At 68.6% G+C, this 695-nt stretch carries 1 protein-coding gene; it reads left to right on the top strand.

All coding sequences use genetic code 11. The features are described from left to right. The coding region (locus INT12_RS30760; protein WP_193059212.1) for an aminotransferase class V-fold PLP-dependent enzyme at positions 1–695 on the top strand (695 nt) is incomplete at both ends.

The raw sequence follows: 695 nt of genomic DNA, 5'->3' as shown, positions 1-695 counted from the left end.
TTTTCCCACACCCCCACCCCCGGCCAGAAGCCGGGGCAGGGGATCGGCGCGGGGGATGAGTTCTCCCGCCGCTACAACGCCAACGTCAGCCGTGCGGTGCACGCGCTGGGCACCGAGGCCACCGACGCCTACGAAGGCGCGCGCAGCAAGCTGGCGCGCTTCCTCAACGTGCGCGCCAGCGAACTCAGCCTGTGCAGCGGCACCACCTTTGCCATCAACCTGGTGGCCTATTCGTGGGCCCTGCCGCGGCTGAAGGCCGGCGATGTCATCCTGGTATCGCGCATGGAGCACCACGCCAACATCGTGCCGTGGCAGCTGGTGGCCCAGCGCACCGGCGCCACCATCCGCGTGGCCGAGATCACCCCCGAAGGTGCGCTGGATCTGGATGCCCTGCGCAAGGCCATGACCCCCGAGGTCAAGCTGCTGGCCGTGGCCCACGTCTCCAACGTGCTGGGCACGGTCAACCCCGTGCGCGAGATCTGCCGGGAAGCACGCAAGCGCGGCATCATCACCGTGGTCGACGGCTCGCAGGCCGTGCCGCACCGCAAGGTCGACATTGCCGCCATCGGCTGCGATTTCTACGCCATCACCGGCCACAAGATGTGCGGCCCTACCGGCACCGGCGCACTGTGGGCCAAACGCGAGCATCTGGATGCCATGCCGCCGTTCCTGGGCGGCGGCGAGATGATCAAGGA

The organism is Pseudomonas sp. K8 (assembly GCF_014889455.1).
Taxonomy (GTDB): domain Bacteria; phylum Pseudomonadota; class Gammaproteobacteria; order Pseudomonadales; family Pseudomonadaceae; genus Aquipseudomonas; species Aquipseudomonas veronii.
The sequence above is the reverse complement of the archived record's forward strand: the minus strand, read 5'-3'. Positions and strand labels throughout refer to the sequence as shown.